The organism is Streptomyces sp. NPDC088252 (genome assembly GCF_044740965.1).
Classification (GTDB): domain Bacteria; phylum Actinomycetota; class Actinomycetes; order Streptomycetales; family Streptomycetaceae; genus Streptomyces.
Window position 1 is genome coordinate 296,033 of record NZ_JBIURS010000006.1, and the last position, 19,023, is coordinate 315,055.

At 70.9% G+C, this 19,023-nt stretch carries 18 protein-coding genes and 1 pseudogene; 13 read left to right on the top strand and 6 right to left on the bottom strand.

The window, feature by feature from the left end; genetic code table 11:
• Positions 1–25 precede the first annotated feature (25 nt).
• Both ACIOHC_RS15275 and ACIOHC_RS15280 read right to left on the bottom strand, forming a co-directional pair.
• Positions 26–526: a hypothetical protein gene (locus ACIOHC_RS15275; protein WP_351079339.1), complete on the bottom strand. Its 501-nt coding sequence runs from the start codon at positions 524–526 to the stop codon at positions 26–28.
• A gap of 124 nt (positions 527–650) precedes the next feature.
• Positions 651–1,148, bottom strand: a complete 498-nt coding sequence (locus ACIOHC_RS15280; RefSeq protein WP_351074210.1) for a peptidylprolyl isomerase — start codon at positions 1,146–1,148, stop codon at positions 651–653.
• A gap of 373 nt (positions 1,149–1,521) precedes the next feature.
• Here ACIOHC_RS15280 and ACIOHC_RS15285 point away from each other — a divergent pair.
• The 6 genes and pseudogenes from ACIOHC_RS15285 to ACIOHC_RS15310 form a co-directional block, all read left to right on the top strand.
• Positions 1,522–2,627: pseudogene (locus ACIOHC_RS15285) on the top strand (hypothetical protein); the annotation flags it as partial.
• A gap of 125 nt (positions 2,628–2,752) precedes the next feature.
• Positions 2,753–3,781 (top strand): N-acetyl-gamma-glutamyl-phosphate reductase, encoded by a 1,029-nt coding sequence (gene argC / locus ACIOHC_RS15290; RefSeq protein ID WP_365690428.1) that lies wholly within the window; start codon positions 2,753–2,755, stop codon positions 3,779–3,781.
• Entirely contained in the window at positions 3,778–4,932 is a 1,155-nt protein-coding gene (argJ, locus tag ACIOHC_RS15295) for a bifunctional glutamate N-acetyltransferase/amino-acid acetyltransferase ArgJ (RefSeq protein ID WP_365690426.1), read from the top strand. The genes argC and argJ overlap by 4 nt, the downstream gene beginning before the upstream one ends.
• A complete protein-coding gene (gene argB, locus ACIOHC_RS15300; RefSeq protein ID WP_351074243.1) occupies positions 4,929–5,831 on the top strand; it encodes an acetylglutamate kinase in 903 nt (300 codons plus the stop codon). The genes argJ and argB overlap by 4 nt, the downstream gene beginning before the upstream one ends.
• The gene (locus ACIOHC_RS15305; RefSeq protein ID WP_365690424.1) at positions 5,828–7,024 is read left to right on the top strand and encodes an acetylornithine transaminase; all 1,197 of its coding nucleotides are present in this window, start codon (positions 5,828–5,830) and stop codon (positions 7,022–7,024) included. Before argB ends, ACIOHC_RS15305 begins: the two co-directional genes overlap by 4 nt.
• A gap of 10 nt (positions 7,025–7,034) precedes the next feature.
• Positions 7,035–7,571, top strand: coding sequence for an arginine repressor (locus ACIOHC_RS15310; protein ID WP_351074245.1), 537 nt, complete (start codon positions 7,035–7,037; stop codon positions 7,569–7,571).
• A 23-nt stretch (positions 7,572–7,594) separates the two neighbouring features.
• Here ACIOHC_RS15310 and ACIOHC_RS15315 read toward each other — a convergent pair whose 3' ends face one another.
• Together ACIOHC_RS15315 and ACIOHC_RS15320 are read right to left on the bottom strand one after the other, a co-directional pair.
• Positions 7,595–8,296: a L,D-transpeptidase family protein gene (locus tag ACIOHC_RS15315; protein WP_351074246.1), complete on the bottom strand. Its 702-nt coding sequence runs from the start codon at positions 8,294–8,296 to the stop codon at positions 7,595–7,597.
• A 56-nt stretch (positions 8,297–8,352) separates the two neighbouring features.
• Positions 8,353–8,952, bottom strand: a complete 600-nt coding sequence (locus ACIOHC_RS15320; protein WP_351074247.1) for a pyridoxamine 5'-phosphate oxidase family protein — start codon at positions 8,950–8,952, stop codon at positions 8,353–8,355.
• A 229-nt stretch (positions 8,953–9,181) separates the two neighbouring features.
• Here ACIOHC_RS15320 and ACIOHC_RS15325 point away from each other — a divergent pair, with 229 nt between their 5' ends.
• From ACIOHC_RS15325 to ACIOHC_RS15340, 4 genes are all read left to right on the top strand, one after another.
• Positions 9,182–10,375, top strand: a complete 1,194-nt coding sequence (locus tag ACIOHC_RS15325; RefSeq protein ID WP_351074248.1) for an argininosuccinate synthase — start codon at positions 9,182–9,184, stop codon at positions 10,373–10,375.
• 88 nt (positions 10,376–10,463) lie between these two features.
• Entirely contained in the window at positions 10,464–11,897 is a 1,434-nt protein-coding gene (gene argH / locus ACIOHC_RS15330) for an argininosuccinate lyase (RefSeq protein ID WP_365690421.1), read from the top strand.
• Positions 11,898–12,011: 114 nt separating this feature from the next.
• Positions 12,012–13,022 (top strand): aldo/keto reductase, encoded by a 1,011-nt coding sequence (locus ACIOHC_RS15335; RefSeq protein ID WP_351074250.1) that lies wholly within the window; start codon positions 12,012–12,014, stop codon positions 13,020–13,022.
• A 125-nt stretch (positions 13,023–13,147) separates the two neighbouring features.
• On the top strand, positions 13,148–14,047 hold the full coding sequence (locus ACIOHC_RS15340) for a sigma-70 family RNA polymerase sigma factor (RefSeq protein ID WP_389636809.1): 900 nt from the start codon (positions 13,148–13,150) through the stop codon (positions 14,045–14,047).
• A 19-nt stretch (positions 14,048–14,066) separates the two neighbouring features.
• On the opposite strand, the gene ACIOHC_RS15345 is transcribed toward ACIOHC_RS15340, so the two are convergent.
• Positions 14,067–14,594, bottom strand: a complete 528-nt coding sequence (locus ACIOHC_RS15345) for a hypothetical protein (protein WP_351074342.1) — start codon at positions 14,592–14,594, stop codon at positions 14,067–14,069.
• Between the two features lie 84 nt (positions 14,595–14,678).
• Between ACIOHC_RS15345 and ACIOHC_RS15350 the strand changes: the two genes are divergently transcribed.
• Entirely contained in the window at positions 14,679–15,230 is a 552-nt protein-coding gene (locus ACIOHC_RS15350; protein WP_351074252.1) for a helix-turn-helix domain-containing protein, read from the top strand.
• Complete coding sequence (locus ACIOHC_RS15355) at positions 15,227–16,771, top strand: MFS transporter (RefSeq protein WP_401842948.1); 1,545 nt, start codon at positions 15,227–15,229, stop codon at positions 16,769–16,771. Before ACIOHC_RS15350 ends, ACIOHC_RS15355 begins: the two co-directional genes overlap by 4 nt.
• Positions 16,772–16,864: 93 nt before the next feature.
• On the opposite strand, the gene ACIOHC_RS15360 is transcribed toward ACIOHC_RS15355, so the two are convergent.
• Positions 16,865–17,536 carry a lysophospholipid acyltransferase family protein gene (locus ACIOHC_RS15360; RefSeq protein ID WP_351074254.1) on the bottom strand — a complete coding sequence of 224 codons (672 nt, stop codon included), beginning with the start codon at positions 17,534–17,536 and terminating at the stop codon, positions 16,865–16,867.
• Positions 17,537–17,769: 233 nt separating this feature from the next.
• Between ACIOHC_RS15360 and ACIOHC_RS15365 the strand changes: the two genes are divergently transcribed.
• Positions 17,770–18,960 carry a glycerophosphodiester phosphodiesterase gene (locus ACIOHC_RS15365; protein WP_365690419.1) on the top strand — a complete coding sequence of 397 codons (1,191 nt, stop codon included), beginning with the start codon at positions 17,770–17,772 and terminating at the stop codon, positions 18,958–18,960.
• Positions 18,961–19,023 lie beyond the last annotated feature (63 nt).

Here is a 19,023-nt window from a genome sequence, read left to right on the forward strand (position 1 = left end):
TGGGAGCGGCATGCGGCGGCAGGGTTCACAGCAGTGCCGTACAGAAGACGCATCCCTCCTGATGGTCCGGCGCGCACAGGACGCGGTGCCGCACGCACGAGGCCATGGCGGCCTCTTCCGGGCCGGGGAACGAGGAACGGTCGCTCCGCCGCTCGACGTCGGGCGGATCGAACGTCTCGACCATGTCCCGGTACTGCCGCAGGCAGTCCTCGGCGAACGGCGGCTCGTAGTCCAGCTCGTCCCACCGGTGCCTGCGCAGCGCGAGATCGAGCACCCGCAGGACGAAGTCCTTCGCCGCGGCCCGCTCGTGCGGCGAGCGTCCCCAGTCGACGTCCTCCAGATCGAACCCGACGGTCCCACGCCCCATGATGTTCTGGTCCTGCCAGGTCAGCAGCGTGGCGAAGCGGTGGTCCCAGGAGCTCTCGGCAAGATCGGACACGGCCAGCACGAGCACATCGACGAACACGTCCGTGCCCCCGTTGGACATGGACAGACTGCGGCCCCCGCCATGAAACACGTTCCCCATCCCGACACCGTATCGAGCGAAGGTGCGCGGCGCGGGCGCCTTTTCGCCTGCCGGGTACGACGGAGCGCGCCGCCCGACGGGGTCCGTCGGGCGGCGCGCTCGTGTCAGTGATCCCGCGTACGGGTCAGAGGGTGCCGCTGTCGGCGATGGTGATCTTCGCCGAGGGCCGGCCGCTCTGCGAGCCGAGGGCCTCGATCCTGGTGACCAGGTCCATGCTCTCCTGGTTGTCGACCTCGCCGAACACCACGTGCTTGCCGTCCAGCCACGACGTCACGATGGTCGTGATGAAGAACTGGGAGCCGTTGGAGTCGGGGCCGCTGTTGGCCATGGACAGCAGGCCCGGCTTGGTGTGCGCGAGCTTGAAGTTCTCGTCCGGGAACTTCGCCCCGTAGATGCTCTGGCCGCCGGTGCCGTCGCCCCGGGTGAAGTCGCCGCCCTGCAGCATGAAGGCGGGGATGATGCGGTGGAAGGACGACCCCTTGTAGCCGAAGCCCTTCTCGCCGGTCGCCAGCGCGCGGAAGTTCTCCGCGGTCTTGGGAACGACGTCGTCGAACAGCTTGAACGTGATCCGCCCGGCGGGCTCGTCATTGATGGTGATATCGAAGTAAACCTTGCTCGTCATGCAACCATCCTGACATCGACGCGCTCGGAGTCGACGGGCGGGCACGGTATCGGCGCGGTGACCCGGCCGATGCGGAGGTGACCGATACCCCTTTGGGCCAGTGCGCCCAGCGCCCCCGACCTCGTCGCCGAGGCTGCCCGGACCCCGGGCGTCGGCGAGGCCGCCGCCGCCCTGTACCTCCAGCCGCACCCATCCGAACGTCGTCGCGACGTTCCCGCCGCTCACCGCCGGCACGGGCGATGGCCGGCATCCGTTCGCGTGGGGGCCGATGCTCCAGGCCGTGGCGGTGCTCCGGCCCCGCGGCGGACGGAAAACACGTTGGCCGGCCGCCGCCGGGCTGCGACGATGCCCGTGTTTCCCCAGCGGAGGACATTTGTTCGTTTTCGTGTGCGCGGGGTGCGGCGCCAGGCTGACCACCCCGCTGTCCCAGGTCGCCCTGCCGGCCCACGCCCATCAGAAGTACGGGAACGGGCTTCAGCTCCCGGTGCTCATGGAGTCCGGCACGTTCGCCGTGGAACCGGAGCCCTGGGGGCCGCCGTGGCGGACCTGGGAGGCGATCGATCCGGACGAGGTGGCGGCCCGCGGCATTCACGCGCCCGTCCACGCCCTGTCCGACGGCGCACCCGGCGCGATCGTCATCGCGCCCGGAGATGCCCGCGGCACTCTGCTGATCCCGGAGAAGGGTGGCGGCTACTGCTGCGGCCTCGATGGAGCGAACGGCCCCAACATGGCCTGCGAGGCGTGCGGCCTGCCCGTGGCGAGCAGGATCGACGACTGCTCGCTCTGGCAGGCCGTGTGGCTCGCCCCGGGCGCCGTGCACCGCCACCCTGTCGACACCGACACCGACACCCCACCGCTCTCCTGGGCGGAGCTGACGGCGGAAGGGAAGGGCACGCCCCCGTTCGAGCCGATCGCCGCGTGGGGATCGCGGCCGGGGCTGCACCACTGGTGGTCATGGAGCCCGAAGTGGGAGGCAGCGGCCGGCCGGGCGCTCGCCCATCTGTTGGCGGCCTCGGAGGGCCGGCCGGTGACCGTCCCGGACGGTCTGATCGAGGAAGTGTTCCAACGTGCCCTCGACGCCCTGCTGCCCGCGGGTCCGCCCCCGCGACGCGCTGTTCTGGCCGGACCGGGACGGCCCGCCCCCGACACGGAGGCCGACATCCTCCTCGTGCCGGCCCATCCGCAGACGGGGAGGCCTGGACCCCGGCCGGCCCGGCCGCCTCGGCGTACCCGGTGCCGCTGCCGTTCGGGGTGTGGCTGTGGCTGGCCTTCCCCGAGCCGTACCTGCCCGTTCCCGCGTCGGGCGGCATGCCCGACGGCGTCCTTCGCGACGACCCGCCCGCACCGCGCCCCCACCACGCGTTCCGGGTCGACCCGGAAGTGTTCCGGCACACCCTGGTCCGGCTGCCGGCCGTACGCAGCCCGTGGCTGCGCGAGATCCTCGGGAACCTCACGCAGCACATGCGCGCACGCCTCTTCTGGGCGGTTGCCGGAAGGCGCCCGCGCGCTGCTGAAGACGTTCGACAGCTGGGACGAGAGCCTGCGGGTCTTTGCATAAAAGTTCGGTGATGCGTATAGTCATGCCATCGACGAGGAGGATTTCGATGGTGGTACGTGCAGCGGTGGCAGGGGCGAGCGGATACGCCGGTGGGGAGCTGCTCCGTCTCCTGCTGGTCCACCCCGAGGTCGAGATCGGGGCCCTCACCGCCAACTCCAACGCGGGACAGAAGCTCGGTGCGCTGCAGCCGCACCTGCGGCCGCTCGCCGGCCGGGTGCTTCAGCCGACCACGCCCGAGGTCCTCGCCGGGCACGACGTCGTCTTCCTCGCCCTTCCGCACGGGCAGTCCGCCGCCGTCGCCGAGCAGCTCGGCGACCAGGTGCTCGTCGTCGACATGGGGGCCGACTTCCGGCTCAAGGACGCCGCGGACTGGGAGAAGTTCTACGGTTCGCCGCACGCCGGGACCTGGCCCTACGGCCTGCCCGAGCTGCCGGGCGGGCGCGCGGCGCTGGCCGGGTCCAGGCGCATCGCGGTGCCCGGCTGCTATCCGACCGCCGTCTCGCTCGCGCTCTTCCCGGCCTACGCGGCCCAGCTGGCCGAGCCCGAGGCCGTGATCGTCGCCGCTTCGGGCACCTCGGGCGCGGGCAAGGCGGCCAAGCCGCATCTGCTCGGTTCCGAGGTGATGGGCAACATGACCCCGTACGGCGTGGGCGGCGCCCACCGGCACACCCCCGAGATGATCCAGAACCTCAGCGCCGCCGCCGGTGAACCGGTCACGGTCTCCTTCACTCCGACCCTGGCACCGATGCCCCGCGGCATCCTCGCCACGTGCAGCGCCAAGGCGAAGCCGGGCGTGAGCGCCGGGTCCGTCCGTGACGCGTACGAGAAGGCGTTCGCCGACGAGCCGTTCGTCGACCTGCTCCCGGAGGGGCAGTGGCCCGCCACCGCCGCCGTCGTCGGTTCCAACGCCGTGCAGATCCAGGTCGCGTACGACGAGGCGGCGGCCCGGATCGTCGTCGTCAGCGCCATCGACAACCTCGCCAAGGGCACCGCCGGCGGCGCCCTGCAGAGCATGAACATCGCCCTCGGACTTCCCGAGGACACAGGTCTTTCCACGATCGGAGTCGCACCGTGAGTGTCACGGCAGCACAGGGGTTCTCGGCGGCGGGCATCGCCGCGGGAATCAAGGAGAGCGGTAACCCGGACCTCGCCCTCGTGGTCAACAACGGTCCGCGTCGCGCGGCTGCGGGCGTCTTCACCTCCAACCGCGTCAAGGCCGCCCCCGTCCTCTGGTCGGAGCAGGTCCTCAAGGGCGGCGAGGTCAGTGCCGTCGTCCTCAACTCCGGCGGCGCCAACGCCTGTACGGGCCCCCAGGGCTTCCAGGACACCCACGCCACCGCCGAGAAGGCCGCCGAGGTCCTCACCGGTCACAGCGCGGGCGGGATCGCGGTCGCCTCGACCGGGCTGATCGGAACCCTGCTTCCGATGGACAAGCTGCTGCCCGGCATCGAGACCGCCGCCGCCGCGCTGAGCGAGTACGGCGGCGAGAAGGCCGCCATCGCGATCAAGACCACCGACACCGTCCACAAGACCGCCGTCGCGGGCGGCGAGGGCTGGACCGTCGGCGGTATGGCCAAGGGCGCGGGCATGCTCGCCCCGGGCCTCGCCACCATGCTCGTCGTCCTCACCACCGACGCCGACGTGGACGCCCCGGCGCTGGATGCCGCGCTGCGCGCCGCCACCCGCACCACCTTCGACCGGGTCGACTCCGACGGCTGCATGTCGACCAACGACACCGTGCTGCTGCTGGCCTCCGGAGCGAGCGGGATCACCCCGGAGCAGGACGCGTTCGCCGAGGCCGTACGGACCGTCTGCGCCGACCTCGCACGTCAGCTCATCGGTGACGCCGAGGGCGCCTCCAAGGACATCCGGATCGAGGTGATCAACGCCGCCACCGAGGACGACGCCGTCGAGGTGGGCCGCTCCATCGCCCGTAACAACCTGCTCAAGTGCGCCATCCACGGCGAGGACCCCAACTGGGGCCGGGTCCTGTCCGCGATCGGTACGACGAAGGCCGCCTTCGAACCGGACCAGCTGAACGTCGCCATCAACGGCGTGTGGGTCTGCAAGAACGGCGGCGTCGGCGAGGACCGCGACCTGGTCGACATGCGCTACCGGGAAGTGAAGATCACCGCCGACCTCGCCGCGGGCGCCGAGTCGGCCGTCATCTGGGCCAACGACCTCACCGCGGACTACGTCCACGAGAACAGCGCGTACAGCTCATGACCGCGGCGCGGAAGCACACCGCACTCCCGAAGGCGCAGATCCTCATCGAGGCGCTGCCCTGGCTGACCCGGCACAACGGCAAGACCGTGGTCATCAAGTTCGGCGGCAACGCCATGATCGACGAGGAGCTGAAGGCAGCCTTCGCCCAGGACGTCGTCTTCCTGCGACAGGCCGGACTCAAGCCGGTCGTCGTGCACGGCGGCGGCCCGCAGATCAGTGCCCAGCTCGACAAGCAGGGCCTGGTCAGCGAGTTCAAGGCCGGTCTGCGCGTCACCACGCCCGAGGCGATGGACGTCGTACGGATGGTGCTGGCCGGACAGGTCCAGCGCGAGCTCGTCGGCCTGCTCAACCAGCACGGCCCGCTCGCCGTCGGCCTGACCGGCGAGGACGCCCACACGATCACCGCCACCCGGCACCGGCCGACCATCGACGGCGAGCCCGTGGACATCGGCCGGGTGGGCGAGATCACCGCCATCGACACCGGAGCCATCCAGGCACTGCTGGACGACGGCCGGATCCCGGTCGTCTCCTCCATCGCACGCTCCGCCGACGACAACCACGTCTACAACGTCAACGCCGACACCGCGGCCGCGGCGCTCGCCGCCGCGCTCGGTGCCGAGACGCTGATGGTCCTCACCGACGTGGAGGGTCTCTACGAGGACTGGCCCAACAGCGACGACGTGATCAGCCGCCTCACCGCCGACGAGCTGGAGAAGCTCCTTCCGGAGCTGTCCAGCGGCATGGTGCCGAAGATGCAGGGCTGCCTGCACGCCGTGCGCAACGGCGTGGAGACCGCGCGGGTCATCGACGGCCGGGTCCAGCACTCGATCCTGCTGGAGATCTTCACCGACGAAGGAATCGGCACGATGGTCGTGCCCGACGCACAGGGGGAGTCATGAGCAACCAGGAGCTCTCGCAGCGCTGGAGCCACGCGCTGATGGACAACTACGGCACCCCTCAGCTGTCCCTCGTCCGCGGCGAGGGGGCCCATGTGTGGGACGCCGACGGCACCGAGTACCTCGACTTCGTCGGCGGTATCGCGGTGAACGCGCTGGGCCATGCCCACCCCGCCGTCGTCGAGGCCGTCTCCACCCAGATCGCCTCCCTCGGCCACGTCTCCAACCTCTACATCGCGCCGCCGCCCGTCGCCCTCGCCGAACGGCTGCTCCAGCTGTTCGGCCGCGAGGGCCGGGTCTTCTTCGCCAACTCGGGCGCCGAGGCCAACGAGGCCGCCTTCAAGATCGGCCGGCTGACCGGACGGACGCACATGGTCGCCACCGACGGCGGCTTCCACGGCCGGACCATGGGCGCGCTCGCCCTGACCGGCCAGCCCAAGAAGCGCGAGCCGTTCCTTCCGCTGCCCGGCGACGTCACGCATGTCCCGTACGGCGACGCGGAAGCGCTGCGGGCGGCCGTGACCACCGACACCGCGCTGGTGATCATCGAGCCCATCCAGGGTGAGAACGGCGTGGTCGTGCCACCCGCGGGGTACCTGGAGGCCGCCCGGGAGATCACCCGGGCCACCGGCGCCCTGCTCGTCCTCGACGAGGTGCAGACCGGCATCGGCCGCTGCGGCCACTGGTTCGAGCACCAGGCCCACCAGGGCGTGCAGCCCGACATCGTCACCCTCGCCAAGGGGCTCGGCGGCGGGCTGCCGCTCGGCGCGACCGTCGCGTTCGGCTTGGCGGCCGAGCTGCTGAAGCCGGGCCAGCACGGCACGACGTTCGGCGGCAACCCGATCGCCTGCGCCGCCGGACTCGCCGTCCTGGACACCCTGGCGGCCGATGGCGCCCTGGACCGGGTGAAGCGGCTCGGTGAGAAGATCCGGGACGGAGTGGAGGGTCTGGGGCACCCTCTGGTCTCCCACGTCAGAGGCTCCGGGCTGCTGCTGGGTATCGTGCTCACCGAGCCCCTCGCGCCTCAGGTGCAACAGGCGGCTCAGGGAGCCGGAATCCTGGTGAACACGCCCGCCCCCGATGTCCTGCGGCTCATGCCGCCGCTGATCATCGGTGACACCGAGGCGGACGCGTTCCTCCAGGCACTGCCCGGCGCCCTCGACGCGGCAAAAGGGGACGGACGATCCGGAGAATGAGGCGACGACGATGACCGAGGCGCAGGAATCCGAGCACGGCGGGCCGTCCGTGCCGCAGACCCGCACCGCACGCCACCGCCGGATCGTGGACATCCTGAACCGGCAGCCGGTGCGCTCGCAGAGCCAGCTGGCCAAGCTCCTGGCCGACGACGGGCTGAGCGTCACACAGGCGACGCTCTCCCGCGACCTGGACGAGCTGGGCGCGGTGAAGATCCGCAACACCGGCGGCGAGCTGATCTACGCGGTGCCGAGCGAGGGCGGTTTCCGTACCCCGCAGGCACCGCTGGGCGGATCCGCGAAGGAGGAGCGCATGCGGCGCCTCTCCGCCGAACTGCTCATCTCGGCGGAGGCCTCGGCCAACCTCGTGGTGCTGCGTACGCCTCCGGGCGCGGCCCAGTTCCTCGCCTCGGCCATCGACCAGGCCGAACTGCACGACATCCTCGGCACCATCGCGGGCGACGACACACTGATGCTGATCAGCCGTGACCCGGCGGGCGGACAGGCGCTCGCCGACCATCTGCTGCGACTGGCCCAGAACGAGCGCTGAGCCGGCCGGGCTGCTCGGCGCCGTCAGTAGCGGGTGATCGCGGTCGGGCCCGACCGGGTCCCGATCGCGATGTGCGGACGGCGGGCCGGGTCCACCCAGTCGAGGATCCGGTCCATCGCGGCCGCCGGTACGGAGACGCAACCGGAGGTCGCACCACGCCCGTTGACGTGGAGGAAGATCCCGGCGCCGCGCCCGCGCACCGGGCGTTCATAGTTGAAGCCGATGACGAGCGCGCGGGCGTACTGCGTCGGATGGGCGATCAGATGCTCCGCCTCGGCCGCCCGGCAATCGGCGGGACGCGGCTCCACCCAGCGGTTGTAGGACCGTGCCGCGTTGTCCTCGCACCACCAGGACCGGTTGTTGACCCGGCGGTACGGATGGACGGTGCCGGGCGGTGCGGCCTCGACCCCGAAGGCGTACGGCAGGTCGTACAGGCCGGTGGGCGTGGTGTCGGTGCCCTGCTTGCGCGATGCCCCCTCGGCGAGGCCCTTCGCGCCGAACCGAGCCGGTGCCGACCCGCCCTTGACCCAGGTTTCCCGGCGCAGATTCCACCAGGTGACGGTGCCCGTGGTGGAGCCCGCGGCCGCGGCCTGTGCCGTGATCAGCTGGGTGCCGCCGCCGGTGTCGGCGAGCCGTGACGGAAGTGTCGGCGCCGGGGCGGGCCGGGCCGCGACCGGGCCCGCGAGCGCGAGAAGCACCGAACCCGCCACCAGGAGTCTGCGCATGCACCGGACGCTAGACCGTCCGGCGGGACGTCACCCCCGGAGCTGCGCCGTACGGCTCAATCCCCTGTCCCGCGCGGCATGCCCGGCAGCGGGAGCGGCAGACCGGGCAGCCCGTCGATACTCGTCGCGACGTGCTCCTTCTTCTCGAAGTAGGCACTGAGCGACGCGTCGTCCTCGCGGGCGAAGCGATGGGCGTGCAGTGGCCGGTCCTCGTCGTAGGACATGAAGGGCACGGCGAATCCGCAGGTGTCCCGGATCAGCTCGGCCCGGACCACGATGACGGCGCGCAGTCCGTGCGGGCCGGGGTCCACCCCGGGGAAGTGGGTGAGCAGCGGGCCGAAGCGGGGATCGTCACGGAAGACGGGCTCGCCGCGGCCGTGCACCCGCACGATGTTGGGCGGCCCCTGGAAGGCGCACCACATCAGCGTGATGCGGCCGTTCTCGCGGAGGTGGGCGACGGTCTCGGCATTGCTGCCCGCGAAGTCCAGATAGGCCACGGTCAGCTCGTCGATCACGGCGAAGGAGCCGCTGACTCCCTTGGGGGAGAGGTTGACCGTGCCCTCTCCGTCCAGGGGTGCGGTCGCCGTGAAGAAGATGTGCTGTTCTTCGATGAAGGTCCTGATCCGCCCGTCGATACGCTCGTACGTCTTTCCCATGGCGGTCATTATCGCCGCCAACTCCGTTGGCCACCGGTCCGTTTCGGCTGATGGAACGCCGACGGGGGCTTGTCGCCCGCGGCGGCCGCCGAGAAGCCGCGCGTACCGCTCGCGGCGCCCCCACCGCTTCGGCCGGTGCGCGCCGGGAGCTGACCACCCACGCTTTGACAAAACATACGGAGCACTGCATAGTTATGCTCATAAGCGATTGCAGCGTGAGGAGGAACCCGTGACTGAGCGTGTCGTGCTCGCCTACTCGGGCGGCTTGGACACCTCCGTCGCCATCGGCCGGATCGCCGAGGAGACGGGGGCCGAAGTCATCGCCGTCGCCGTGGACGTCGGCCAGGGCGGCGAGGACCTGGAAGTCATCCGCGAGCGCGCGCTCGCCTGCGGTGCCGTCGAGGCCGAGGTCGCGGACGCCAAGGACGAGTTCGCCGAGGACCACTGCCTCCCCGCGATCAAGGCCAATGCCCTCTACATGGACCGCTACCCGCTGGTCTCCGCCCTCTCCCGGCCGGCCATCGTCAAGCACCTCGTCGCCGCCGCCGGCAAGCACCACGCCGGCATCGTCGCCCACGGCTGCACCGGCAAGGGCAACGACCAGGTCCGCTTCGAGGCCGGCATCTCCGCGCTCGGCCCCGGCCTGAAGTGCATCGCCCCCGTCCGCGACTACGCGATGACCCGGGACAAGGCGATCGCCTTCTGCGAGGAGAAGAACCTCCCGATCGCGACCACCAAGAAGTCCCCGTACTCCATCGACCAGAACGTCTTCGGGCGCGCCGTCGAGACGGGCTTCCTGGAGGACATCTGGAACGCGCCGATCGAGGACATCTACGAGTACACCGAGAACCCCGCCACCCCGCGCGAGGCCGACGAGGTCGTCATCTCCTTCAAGGAGGGCGTGCCCGTGGCCCTCGACGGCGAGCCCGTCACCGTCCTCCAGGCGATCCAGCAGCTCAATCGGCGGGCCGGCGCCCAGGGCATCGGCCGGATCGACATGGTCGAGGACCGGCTCGTCGGCATCAAGTCACGCGAGGTGTACGAGGCCCCGGGCGCGATCGCGCTGATCACCGCCCACCAGGAGCTGGAGAACGTCACCGTCGAGCGCGAGCTGGCCCGCTACAAGCGGCAGGTCGAGCAGCGCTGGGGCGAGCTGGTCTACGACGGCCTGTGGTTCTCGCCGCTCAAGCGTGCCCTGGACGGTTTCATCGACGAGGCCGATCAGCACGTCACCGGTGACATCCGCATGACCCTGCACGCGGGCCGCGCCGTCGTGACCGGCCGGAGGTCCGAGCAGTCGCTCTACGACTTCGACCTCGCCACCTACGACTCGGGCGACACGTTCGACCAGTCCAAGGCGCAGGGCTTCATCGAGATTTTCGGCCTCTCGTCGAGGATCGCCGCGAAGCGTGACCTGTCCTGACCCCCATCCGTTACGTCACCGCCTCTCCGGCCCTCCGGGCGGGGAGGCGGTCGCACATCCACCCCCATGTTCTTCCGAGGAGCACGCAGTGAGCAACGGCAACGGCAACAGCGACGTACGCCTCTGGGGCGCCCGCTTCGCCGACGGTCCGGCCGAGGCGCTGGCCAGGCTTTCCGCCTCCGTCCACTTCGACTGGCGGCTCGCGCCGTACGACATCGCCGGCTCCCGCGCCCACGCGCGCGTTCTGCACAAGGCGGGCCTGCTCACCGAGGACGAGCTGAATCGGATGACCGCCGGTCTCGACCAGCTCGAAGCCGATGTCGCCGACGGCTCGTTCACCGGCACCGTCGCCGACGAGGACGTGCACACCGCGCTGGAGCGCGGCCTGCTGGAGCGTCTCGGTCCGGACCTCGGCGGCAAGCTGCGGGCCGGCCGGTCCCGCAACGACCAGATCGCCACCCTCTTCCGGATGTACCTGCGCGACCACGCCCGCGTCATCGGCGGCCTGATCGCCGAGCTCCAGGGCGCCCTGGTCGGTCTCGCCGAGACGCATCCGGACGTCGCGATGCCCGGCCGTACACATCTGCAGCACGCCCAGCCGGTGCTCTTCGCCCACCACGTCCTGGCCCATGCACAGTCCCTCTCCCGCGACGCCGAGCGGCTGCGCCAGTGGGACGAGCGGACCGCCGTCTCCCCGTACGGCTCCGGTGCGCTGGCCGGATCGTCCCTCGGGCTGGACCCGCAGGCGGTCGCTGCCGATCTCGGCTTCGAGCGCGGCTCCGTCGGCAACTCGATCGACGGCACCGCCTCCCGTGACTTCGTCGCCGAGTTCGCCTTCATCACCGCGATGATCGGGGTGAACCTCTCCCGGATCGCGGAGGAGGTCATCATCTGGAACACGAAGGAGTTCTCCTTCGTCACCCTGCACGACGCCTTCTCGACCGGTTCGTCGATCATGCCGCAGAAGAAGAACCCGGACATCGCCGAACTGGCCCGCGGCAAGTCCGGCCGGCTGATCGGCAACCTGACAGGCCTGATGGCCACGCTCAAGGCCCTCCCGCTCGCGTACAACCGCGACCTCCAGGAGGACAAGGAGCCGGTCTTCGACTCCTGCGACCAGCTCGAAGTCCTGCTGCCCGCCTTCACCGGAATGATGGCCACGCTCACCGTCAACCGTGAGCGCATGGAGGAGCTGGCCCCGGCCGGCTTCTCGCTCGCCACCGACATCGCCGAGTGGCTGGTCAAGCAGGGCGTCCCGTTCCGTGTCGCGCACGAGGTCGCGGGCGCGTGCGTCAAGGAGTGCGAGCAGCAGGGCATCGAGCTCGACGAGCTGACCGACGAGCAGTTCGCGAAGATCTCCGAGCACCTCACCCCCGAGGTCCGCTCCGTACTCAATGTGGCCGGTGCGCTCGCGTCCCGCAGCGGCCGCGGCGGGACGGCCCCGTCGGCCGTCGCCGTCCAGCTCGCCGAGGTGAAGGCCGACCTCGCGGTCCAGCAGGCGTGGGCGACCGCGAAGAACTGACGGCGGCGAGGCCGGGATCCGGGCGGGGAGCGGCGGTACGCTCCCCGCCTTCCGGTTTCCCCGAGCCGGGTTACGTTGGCGGGGCAGCGCACCCGACCCCACGAGGAGCCCACGATGTCTTTCGCCCTTCCCCGAGCTCTCGGCTTCGCTCGACCAGGGGAGACCCCATCGGCCACAGCGAAGACTCCGGCCGCCCGCATCGGGCTCGGCCTGGCGGCGGTCGGCAGGCCCGGCTACATCAACCTCCACCGTGACCGCGATCTGCCCGCGGACCGCAGTGTCGAAGCGCTGCGCGAGCGCACCCACGAGCTGTTGGACGCCGCCTACGCGCAGGGTGTCCGCTACTTCGACGCGGCCCGTTCCTACGGCCGTTCGGAGGAGTTCCTGGCCGACTGGCTGACGGCGCGTCCGGAGGTGGACGACGTCGTCATCGGCAGCAAGTGGGGCTACACCTACACCGCCGGCTGGAGCGTCGAGGCCGAGGCGCACGAGGTCAAGGACCACGGCCTCGCCACGTTTCTGCGTCAGCGCGACGAGACCGACGCGCTGCTCGGCGACCGCCTCGACCTCTATCAGATCCACTCGGTCACCACCGACAGCCCGGCCCTCACCGACAAGGAACTGCACGCGCGGCTCGCCGGACTCGCCGCGGAGGGGGTCAGCGTGGGCCTGTCCACCAGCGGGCCCGCCCAGGCCGACACCATCCGGGCCGCCCTCGCCGTCACGGTCGACGGGGAGCCGCTCTTCCGTACGGTGCAGGCCACCTACAACGCCCTGGAGACCTCGGCCGGCACCGCGCTCGCCGAGGCCCATGACGCCGGGCTCACCGTGATCGTGAAGGAAGCCATGGCCAACGGCCGGCTCGCCGGAACGGACGCCCCGGCCGTGATCCGGGAGACCGCCGCCGAGGCCGGCGTCGGCAGCGATGCGGTCGCGCTGGCCTTCGTACTGCGCCGGCCGTGGGCCGGTGTGGTGCTCTCCGGCGCGGCGACCGTCGAGCAGCTCGCAGGCAACCTGCAGGCGCCCGGCGTCGACCTCGACGAGGAGCAGTGCGGCCGGCTCGACGCGCTGGTGGAGGAGCCGGAGGCGTACTGGCGGCACCGCGCCGCGATGCCCTGGAGCTGAGCGGGCCCGCCGGGATCCGCGGCCGGTGCGCCGCGCCGACGGCGGCGAGAGGCGCGGAACCCCTGTCACATCGATGCGGTCCCGTTCGTCATCGCAGGGACGGCACACTACGGAGGAATGTGACTGTGGACGGACACGAGATCCTGGCCCGACGCTTCGAGGAGAACCGGACGAAGCTGAACGCGGTGGCCTACCGGATGCTCGGCTCGACGAGCGAGGCGGAGGACGCCGTCCAGGAGGCCTGGCTCCGGCTCAGCCGTTCCGACGACCGGGCGATCGAGAACCTGGGCGGCTGGCTGACGACGGTCGTCGGGCGGGTGTGTCTGGACATGCTCCGCTCGCGCCGCTCCCGGCGTGAGGAGCCCCTCGACACGGGGATGCCCGAGACCCACGTCCCGGATCCGGCCCTCGGCGCCGGGCCGGAGGCCGACCCCGAGCAGCAGGCACTGATGGCCGATTCGGTCGGTCTCGCGCTGCTGGTGGTGCTCGAAACACTGGACCCCGCCGAGCGGCTCGCCTTCGTCCTGCACGACATGTTCGCCGTGCCCTTCGACGAGATCGCCCGCATCGTGGACCGCACCCCGGCCGCGGCGCGGCAGCTCGCCAGCCGGGCCCGCCGCAGGGTGCAGGGAGCGGACCCGGATGCGGATCCCGATCTCGCCCGCAAGCGCGAGGTCGTCGACGCCTTCCTGGCCGCCGCCCGCGGCGGCGACTTCGAGGCCCTCGTCGCCGTCCTCGACCCGGACGTGGTGCTGCGTTCCGACATCGGCGCCGGTGGCGTCGGTGCGCCGGCCCTGGTACGGGGCGCCGAGGCGGTGGCCCGTCAGGCGATCATGTTCGCGCCGTTCGCCCGGTCGTCGCAGTCGGCCCTGGTGGACGGAGCACCGGCCGTCATCTCGACGCGGGAGGACCGGCGGTTCTCGGTCATGGTCTTCACGATCGCGCGGGGAAAGGTCGTCGAGATGTCCGCGATCAGCGACCCGGCCCACCTTCCCGGCCTCGATCTCGTCGCCCTCGACGACTGACCCGGGGGGCGGGGCGGGCTCAGCACCCGTCGCCGCCCCGGCGGCCGTCCGCCCACGCGGCGAGCGCCTCGAAATCGGCCGGCAGCAGTCCGATCCGCGGATCGATCCACAGCAGCAGCGACTCGGCCGCGCCCTGCCCCGAGACCCACTGCCGGTCCTGCTCGGCGATCTCGTCGTCGACCCAGGCGAACGGCCGGCCGGCCGCGTACTCCACGACGTACTGCGTCTTCCAGTACGTGCCGTCCGGCGCGCTCCCGTGCATCGACGGCCAGTCGATGTACGGCAGCGGGGGCAGGCCGAGATGCGGCCCGATCCACTCGTTGGCCTCGTCCTTCCAGGTCGTCGCCCAGACGAGTTCGAAACGGTCGGCGAGGGCGCGCAGCTCCCGCCCGTGGTCCGGGTTGAGCAGGACGGGCAGTGGCGGTCCGTAGTCCCATCCCGTCGGCCGCATCAGATGCCGCGCATAACCGTCCGGGATCCGGCGGCGCACGAATGCCGCGTAAGGATTGAGCGGGCCGTCGATGTCGATCAGCAGCAGCGGCTTCATGACGACATGGTCCTCCCTCCCTTCCACGGGAGGCGATGCCTTCTCGGTGAGACATTCGTGTCTCATGTGGGTTATGGTTGTCTCATGAGTCTCGACCGTGAGCAGGTGCTGCGCAGCGCCGCCGCCCTGCTGACCCGCAAATCGACCGCCACCATGGACGAGGTCGCCAGAGCCGCAGGCATCGGGCGCGCCACCCTGCACCGGCACTTCGCCGGTCGGGATGCCCTGGTCAAGGCGTTGGAGGACCTGGGCATCCGGGAGTTCGAAGCGGCTCTGGACGCCGCCGCGCTCGACGAGGGCAGCTGCGAGGACGCCCTGCGCCGACTGGTCGCGGCCATCGAGCCGAGCGCCGGACTCTTCTCCTTCCTCGTCACCGAGAACCAGCTCTTCGAGGGCGACGAGGTGAACGAGGGCTGGGACCGCCTCGATGCCCGGGTCTCCGCCTTCTTCCGGCGGGGCCAGGAGCGCGGCGAGCTCCGCATCGACCTCACCCCCGCGTGGCTGACCGAGGCTCTCTACGGGCTCGTCTCCACCGGAGCCTGGGCCGTCCAGGCGGGCCGGGTGGCCGGGCAGGACTTCCAGTACATGATCGTCGAGTTGCTGCTCGGCGGCGCACGCCGGAGCGCAGAGCAATGAGCCGTCCCGAACAGCCCGCGGAAACCACCCATGAGCTGCGTCGTCCGGGGCGGTGGATCGCGCTGGCCGTGCTCGTCCTCGCGGTGCTGCTCGTGGCCGTGGATGCCACGGTCCTCGGTCTCGCCACCCCCTTCCTCACCGAGGATCTCAAGCCGTCCGGCACGCAACTGCTCTGGATCGGCGACGTCTACTCCTTCGTGATCGCCGGGCTCCTGGTCTCCATGGGCAGCCTCGGCGACCGCATCGGCCGCAAGAAACTGCTGCTGACCGGTGCCATGGCCTTCGGTGCGGTCTCCGTGCTCAACGCGTACGCGAGCAGCTCCGAGATGATGATCCTGGCGCGGGCGCTGCTCGGTGTCGCGGGCGCCACCCTGATGCCGTCCACGCTCGCCCTGATCCGCAATCTCTTCCAGGACCCGCGCGAGCGCAGCCTCGCCATCGGTATCTGGGGAGCCATGGCCTCCGCGGGCGCGGCCGTCGGCCCCGTCGTCGGCGGCTTCCTCCTGGAGCACTTCTGGTGGGGCTCGGTCTTCCTGATCAACCTGCCGGTCATGGCCGTGCTGGTGGTCGTCGGCGTCAAGATGATCCCCGAGTCGAAGAATCCGGCACCGGGCCCCTGGGACCTGGTCAGTGTGGCGCTCTCCTTCATCGGCATGATCGGTGTCGTGTACGCGGTCAAGGAGCTGGCCGCACACGGTACGAGCTGGGGGGTCGCCGTCGTGGGCCTCGGCGGCCTGGCCGCGCTCTGCTGGTTCGTACGCAGACAACTCACGCTTCCCGCACCCCTGCTGGACATGCGGCTCTTCCACCACCGGGGTTTCTCGGGCGCGGTTCTCGCCGATCTGCTGACCATCCTCGGCCTGTCCGGGCTGGTCTTCTTCCTCTCCCAGTTCCTGCAACTGGTACAGGGACGAGGACCGCTGGAGGCCGGGCTCGCCGAACTGCCCGCGGCCGTCGGCGCGGTCACCGCGGGTCTGATCGCAGGCGTGGCGGCCCGCCGCTACTCGGTGCGGTCGGTGGTCTCCGGCGGGCTCGGGGCGATCGGCCTGGCGCTCGCCGCGGTCACGCTGTTCCACCGGGAGACCGCCTATCCGCTGATCGGCGTGGTGCTGCTGATCGTCGGAGTCGGCGCGGGCTTCGCCTTCACCGTCACCTCCGACGTGATCCTCTCCAGCGTTCCGAAGGAACAGGCGGGTTCCGCGGGTGCGGTCTCCGAGACGGCGTACGAACTCGGCGCTGCCCTCGGCATCGCCCTGCTCGGCTCCATCGTCACCGGCGTCTACCAGGACTTCGCCACTCCGCGGGGCGTCCCCTCCGCCAACGCCTCGGCGGCCCATGAATCGCTGGGCGGCGCCGTCGAAGCGGCCCACGGCCTTCCGGCCCAGCAGGCGGGCGCGCTGATCTCCGCGGCGCAGGAGTCGTTCGTCGAGGGATTGCGAATCGCCGCCGGGGTCGGTGCGGCGGTCCTGCTGGCAACGGCCGTCGCGGCCTGGTTCCTGTTGCGCGGTCAGAAGCTGGAGGACGGCATCGTCCACCAGTAGCCCCGGCCCGTACGAGCACCGGGTGCATGCGGACGGGCCCGTACCACCGATCGGTGGTACGGGCCCGTCCGCATGCCCTGCTCGCGCGTCAGCTCACGCGGCCTTGGCCTTCGTCGCATACATGTCGACGTACTCCTGACCCGACAGCCGCATGACCTCGGCCATCACGGAGTCGGTCACCGCCCGCAGCACATAGCGGTCGCGGTCCATGCCCTCGTAGCGGGAGAACTCCATCGGCTCACCGAAACGCACCGTCACCTTGCCGGGACGGGGCAGACCGGCACCGCCGGGCTGCAGCTTGTCCGTGCCGATCATCGCGAACGGCACCACCGGCGCACCCGTCATCAGCGTCAGCCGGGCGATCCCCGTGCGGCCCCGGTAGAGCCGGCCGTCGGGGGAGCGGGTGCCCTCCGGATAGATGGCGAACGCCTTGCCCTCCTCCAGCACCCGGCGGCCCGTCATCAGCGCCGCGACACCGCCGCGACCGCCGTCCCGGTCCACCGGGATCATGCCGCAGCCCGTGAAGAACCAGGCCATCGCCCGGCCCTTGAGCCCCTTGCCCGTCACGTACTCGTCCTTGCCGATGTAGTAGACCGGCCGGTCGCAGCAGACGGGCATGATCATCGAGTCGATGAACGTCAGATGGTTGCCCGCGAGGATCACCGGACCGTCGCCGGGGATGTTCTCCACGCCCTCCACCTGGGGGCGGAACATCAGGCGCAAGATCGGTCCGAGCACTGCCTTGATGAGTGCGTGTCGGGACAACGGTTCCTCCGGTGTAGTGGCCGGGCCGGCCGGGCGCGGGATCATGACGGTCCATGCAGGTGAGGACGATACTCGCGGGTTCTCGCCGTTCGCACATCGGGTTCATCGATCGGATACGCAGTGTTGACGTGTGTTTCCGCCAAGTTCGTCCAGGAGCTGCTCCTACGACGGTACGACTCCCTACGCTCGGGCCTCGCCCGACAGGTGCGAGACATCACACGTGAGGAGCATTCATGACTGAGCGCGCGCAGGCAGGACCCGGCCGCAGAACCCTGCTGGGGGCGGGGGCCGCGGTACTGGGCTCCGCCGCCCTCGGACTGACCGGCGGCCCGGCCGACGCCGCCGACGGCATCGTCCGGAGCCCCTCCGAACGGTCGGACGGACACGACGGCGCACACGGCTTCCGCCTCGACCTGCCGGTGCCCACCGTCATCGGACACCGCGGCACCAGCGGGTACCGGCCCGAGCACACCCTCGGTTCCTACCAGCTGGCCCTCGACATGGGCGCGCACATCGTCGAGCAGGACCTGGTGCCCACCAAGGACGGCCATCTCGTCTGCCGTCACGAGAACGACATCACAGCCACCACCGATGTCTCCGCCCACCCCGAGTTCGCCGGTCGCAGGACCACGAAGAAGGTCGACGGCGTCTCCCTCACCGGCTGGTTCACCGAGGACTTCACCCTCGCCGAACTGAAGACGCTGCGGGCCACGGAGCGCATCCCCGGCACCCGTCAGAAGAACACGGTCTACGACGGCCGCTGGGAGGTCCCCACCTTCGAGGAGGTGCTGCGCTGGGCCGACCGCGAGGGCCGCAGGCGCGGGAAGCCGGTCTGGCTGTACGTCGAGACCAAGCACCCCACCTACTTCCGGGGACTCGGCCTCGGGCTCGAAGAGCCCCTCGCCAAGCTGCTGCGCCGCTACAACCGCCACCGCAAGCAGTCGCCGCTCATCCTTCAGTCCTTCGAGCCCGGCAGCATCCAGCGGCTGGCCGGACTCGTCGCCACCCCGCGCGTCGTGCTGCTCTCCGGCGCGGGCGAGCGCCCCTGGGACTTCGTGACGTCCGACGATCCGCGCACCGTCGCCGATCTGGTGAAGCCCGAGGGCCTGAAGTGGATGGCGTCCTTCGCCCAGGGGATCGGGCCCACCCTGGACCTGATCATTCCCAAGGACGCCTCGGGGCGGCTCACCTCGCCGACCACCCTGGTGAGGGACGCGCACGCGCAGGGCCTGGTGCTTCACCCGTACACCTTGCGCAACGAGAACACCTTTCTGCCCGCCGACTTCCGGCGCGGCACGGACCCCACCGCGTACGGTGACGCCTTCGGTGCGTTCCGGACGTACTTCGCGACCGGTATTGACGGCATCTTCTCCGACAACCCGGACACCGCCCTTCTCGCCGCGGCGGACTTCGCCGCCCGGTGAGACCGGCGTCAGCACCCGGCCGGGGCGTGCCCCGGCCGGGTGGTGACCGCCCCGGACGGCAAC

Coding starts and splice junctions, on each gene's coding strand:
- ACIOHC_RS15275 (WP_351079339.1), bottom strand. CDS start 526: ATGGGGAACGTGTTTCATGGCGGGGGCCGCAGTCTGTCCATGTCCAAC.
- ACIOHC_RS15280 (WP_351074210.1), bottom strand. CDS start 1,148: ATGACGAGCAAGGTTTACTTCGATATCACCATCAATGACGAGCCCGCC.
- argC (WP_365690428.1), top strand. CDS start 2,753: ATGGTGGTACGTGCAGCGGTGGCAGGGGCGAGCGGATACGCCGGTGGG.
- argB (WP_351074243.1), top strand. CDS start 4,929: ATGACCGCGGCGCGGAAGCACACCGCACTCCCGAAGGCGCAGATCCTC.
- ACIOHC_RS15305 (WP_365690424.1), top strand. CDS start 5,828: ATGAGCAACCAGGAGCTCTCGCAGCGCTGGAGCCACGCGCTGATGGAC.
- ACIOHC_RS15310 (WP_351074245.1), top strand. CDS start 7,035: ATGACCGAGGCGCAGGAATCCGAGCACGGCGGGCCGTCCGTGCCGCAG.
- ACIOHC_RS15315 (WP_351074246.1), bottom strand. CDS start 8,296: ATGCGCAGACTCCTGGTGGCGGGTTCGGTGCTTCTCGCGCTCGCGGGC.
- ACIOHC_RS15320 (WP_351074247.1), bottom strand. CDS start 8,952: ATGGGAAAGACGTACGAGCGTATCGACGGGCGGATCAGGACCTTCATC.
- ACIOHC_RS15335 (WP_351074250.1), top strand. CDS start 12,012: ATGTCTTTCGCCCTTCCCCGAGCTCTCGGCTTCGCTCGACCAGGGGAG.
- ACIOHC_RS15345 (WP_351074342.1), bottom strand. CDS start 14,594: ATGAAGCCGCTGCTGCTGATCGACATCGACGGCCCGCTCAATCCTTAC.
- ACIOHC_RS15350 (WP_351074252.1), top strand. CDS start 14,679: ATGAGTCTCGACCGTGAGCAGGTGCTGCGCAGCGCCGCCGCCCTGCTG.
- ACIOHC_RS15355 (WP_401842948.1), top strand. CDS start 15,227: ATGAGCCGTCCCGAACAGCCCGCGGAAACCACCCATGAGCTGCGTCGT.
- ACIOHC_RS15365 (WP_365690419.1), top strand. CDS start 17,770: ATGACTGAGCGCGCGCAGGCAGGACCCGGCCGCAGAACCCTGCTGGGG.